2 protein-coding genes are annotated in these 3,572 nt (G+C 43.4%); both read left to right on the top strand.

Features of this window, described 5'->3' with window-relative positions; translation table 11 throughout:
• Nucleotides 1-130 precede the first annotated feature (130 nt).
• Entirely contained in the window at nt 131-994 is an 864-nt protein-coding gene (locus QVD32_RS12710) for a hypothetical protein (protein ID WP_287710321.1), read from the top strand.
• Nucleotides 995-1,009: 15 nt separating this feature from the next.
• Entirely contained in the window at nt 1,010-2,428 is a 1,419-nt protein-coding gene (locus QVD32_RS12715) for a hypothetical protein (protein ID WP_195241963.1), read from the top strand.
• Nucleotides 2,429-3,572 lie beyond the last annotated feature (1,144 nt).

The following is a 3,572-nucleotide window of genomic DNA, read 5'->3' on the forward strand; positions in this document are numbered from 1 at the left end:
CTCACGAAAAATATCGATTTCCCGAGCTATCGTTGGGCATTGCCAATTCCCGAGAACGATATTTTGTATAACGACAATATGGATCAGAATCCCGGTTATCAAAGCAAATAAATTTTAATAGAAGACAATTATGAAAATAAGTAAATTTATATATGCGGCTGTTGTAGGAGGGGTGTTAGCTTCGTGCCAATCGGTGGATACTCCTATGTTCAGCGATAAAGATGCATTCGTGGCTTTTGACAGTAAGTCCACTTCCATAGCCGAGAATGCCGGTAGCGAGGTTAAAATACCCGTTTCGTTGGTCGCTTCCAAAGGGCTCGACGTGTCGGTGGGTTTTGAAATCGATACGACTGCCTATGCCGGTAAAAACGCTGCGAAAGAGGGCGTGAATTACCGTTTGAAAAATACGTCGAATACTTTGTCGTTTACCGCTGACGGCGAGATGGTCGCTTACATATTGATCGAACCTATCGATAACGACGACTATGATGGCGATGTGTGTTTCGATATCAAACTTTCTGCCCCCGAAGGCTGTAATTTAGGCGCGAACTACACGACTACCGTCACGATCAGCGATGACGATCACCCGTTGGCTGCTGCCGGAATCTTGGGTAAATATAATGCATCGGGTCTGGATCCGTTCGGTACGTCTCAAATGCAAAATTGGACTTGCGAAGTCGTGAAAGACGCAGACTATGTAGATCGAGTTTGGTTTACGCAGATCGTTCCGTCGGCGAGTGGCGCGACTTATAAATCGGTAATGGGTACGGTAAGTTCCGATTTCAGATCGATAACGATTAACGCCGGTCAGGATTTGGGTACTGCTGGTTCTTATACTTTGAGTCTCGATTTCAATGGCGCAAGCTCGGCAACGGCTCAGGTTTCTAATGGAACCATTTCCATAAATACCTATGTGATCGCGACGATTGTGGAACAACCGGGCTATGCTGCAAGCGGTGCACAAACCGTCACTCTGAAAAAAGTTGAAGAATAATAAAATTATAGAGCAATGAAAAAATATATTATAGGATTATTCTCTGCAATCTGCCTCATGGGGGCAGGTTGCACCGAATTCGAAGACTTTACGCCGGTGGATATGGGCGAAGGTCCTGCCGTAACGGTGACGGCTGAGAAAACAGCCGTGGATGCTTTCAAGGTAACCATTACTCCGGCAGAGGGAACCGTATATTATTCTTATATTGTGACCGACGAGGCGATGACTGTCGATCCCGACCAGTTATTGCAAGCGAAATACGAAGGCTCTACATTGGTGAAAGCTGCCGAAAAACCCAGCGTGAGCGGTACGCTTTCTAACCAGAATTTAGGGGCTACGTACTATGTATATGCTGTGGCATCCAATGACAAAGGCGTTTGCGGGGCTGTGGCTTCGGCATCTGTCGAATTGCCCGACGAAGAGGCTCCTTATTTGGTGAACGTTCCCGACGGTAATAAATATAAAGCTACGAACGGCGGACGCAGTGTCGTTTTGACTTTCAACGAGACCGTTGTTCGAGGAAGCGGTGCTATCACCTACGATGTGACGAAGGGTAACCTTACCTCTTATGCCAGCGGTACGATCGAGAGTGTCGCTATCAATAATGAGTCTGTTACGATTACTTTGCCCGAAAGTGTAGTGTTTGACGAGAATGAAGCCGTATCGTATGTATTCCTCGATTTTGCCGAGGGTGCTTTCGCTGATGCCGGCGGAAATGTGTCTGCTGCATTGGTTGGTGGCGTCGATGAAGAAACTCAAACCGTTGCAGCTCCTTATTGGGAGTATACTGCTGCACAAGAAAGTGATTTTACAGGTACATTCGGATTCTTGTTCTATCAATATGATCTTCAAACACAACAACCCGGAAGTACACCTATGGGATTCGATACTGAGTTTTCATTAAAACATGCAAATAATCCTGATACGCTTGTAATAGACCATTTCTATTTTAAGGATGGGTATCCCAATCAACTGGAAGCCGAAGTGACCGATAATGGTTTTAGAATTGCTGATTTACAAATTATGGGAGTTATGCAGGTAGAAACTAATGTCGGAATGGTTAACGCTATTTTCACTTTCGCAGGACTTCCAGAGAGTGAAACCGATAATTTTGAATATGTAAACTTCGCTGAAAATGCACAAGGCGACGAGGTTGTATATGCGCAAGATCGTTGGTGTGGACTTTATTGCTTTAATGCCGATGCCGACCCCAGTGACAGCAATTTTAGCTTAGGGTGGTATGATTTGTGGAATGCATCTCTCTTCTTTAAAGGATCTGTTCAAGCCGCAGCCGCAAATACTAATATCCCGTCGTCGATAAAGTTGTTGAAAAACGAGATGAAATTGTCGGAAATGAAACCGTTGTCTGCAACAGAAAAACTTCATATGCAGTCCCTTATCAGACAAAATCTTAAAATGAAAAGTATTCGTTGATCCTTTTAAGGATAGAGTTATTGAGCAGCCGGTCTTTTAGAGACCGGCTGCTTTGTTATTGTCAGTACCGAGTCTGTCGTTGTGGAGTAAATCTGCGGAAGCTGGATTTAGTCGAAATCTTGTGCCTTCTCGTGACGAGAAACTTTTCGTATTTTCTTGTGAAATTTGTATATCCTTTCGTAAATAAAGGACTCTGAATAGCCGAGACATCGGGAGATGTTTCTTATAGAATCTCCGTGTATGTATTTTTTAACAATAGACTGATCGATTTCGCCGAGTGAATAGAATATTTTTGTAAAATGTTCTATATCAATCATGTTCGCTGAACAAATCCATTCCCGGATTGTTCTTAATAATCTAAGCCGTAAGAAAGAATATTTTGTCATCGCTTTTTATATAAAAAAGCCTCCGACCCTGATGAGTGAGTAATTGATACTGTAAATGGACTCCTAATGCAAATCGCTATTTGCATCATCATGGACCGGAGGCTATATAAAACCTCCTCTCGTGGTATATCTGTTCGATACCACCGCGAGTCCATTTACGGTATCAACACAAATATAAGCATATTTTTAATTAGTTTATAGTGATTTCTTAATTATTTATCGATTTTGTAATAAATAATTTTTATCTATCTTGTATTCAGATTGATAGATATTATAAAGATGCAACATAAATTTATCCTTATTTACTTATTTCTCTTTTAGACATCGACTCTTTTTTTATTCTTTTCTAACCCCTCCGTCCTTCGGCCACCTCCCCTATATTTTGCTGCGCAAAACACAGAGGAGGAGGGTTGAGAAGTAGTCTTTTCTTCCTATTGTTTTGTAGCGTCCCGCAATGCTGCTAGGCACGGCAGGGGGAGAGTTTGATACCTGATTTTGTTGCTGTCGCTGTATTTTAATCCCCTCGCCCTTTGGGCACTCCCCCTATCGCTGTGCGACACCCCGCAATGCTGCGGGACACGGCAGGGGAGAGTTTGATACTTGATTTTGTTGCTGTCTCTGTTTTTTACCCCCTCCGTCCTCCGGACACCTCCCCTATGTTTTGCTGCGCAAAACACAGAGGAGGAGGGTGAGATGTATTCCCCTTTCGCTTCTGCTTCGATTTTATATACGACACCTCGTAAGGCTGCTGGGCACGG

Source organism: Barnesiella sp., from assembly GCF_022723415.1.
GTDB classification, from domain to species: Bacteria; Bacteroidota; Bacteroidia; order Bacteroidales; family Barnesiellaceae; genus Barnesiella; species Barnesiella intestinihominis.

Excerpts from the sequence above, each read along its gene's own strand:
- QVD32_RS12710 (WP_287710321.1), top strand. The coding sequence starts at position 131 with ATGAAAATAAGTAAATTTATATATGCGGCTGTTGTAGGAGGGGTGTTA.
- QVD32_RS12715 (WP_195241963.1), top strand. The coding sequence starts at position 1,010 with ATGAAAAAATATATTATAGGATTATTCTCTGCAATCTGCCTCATGGGG.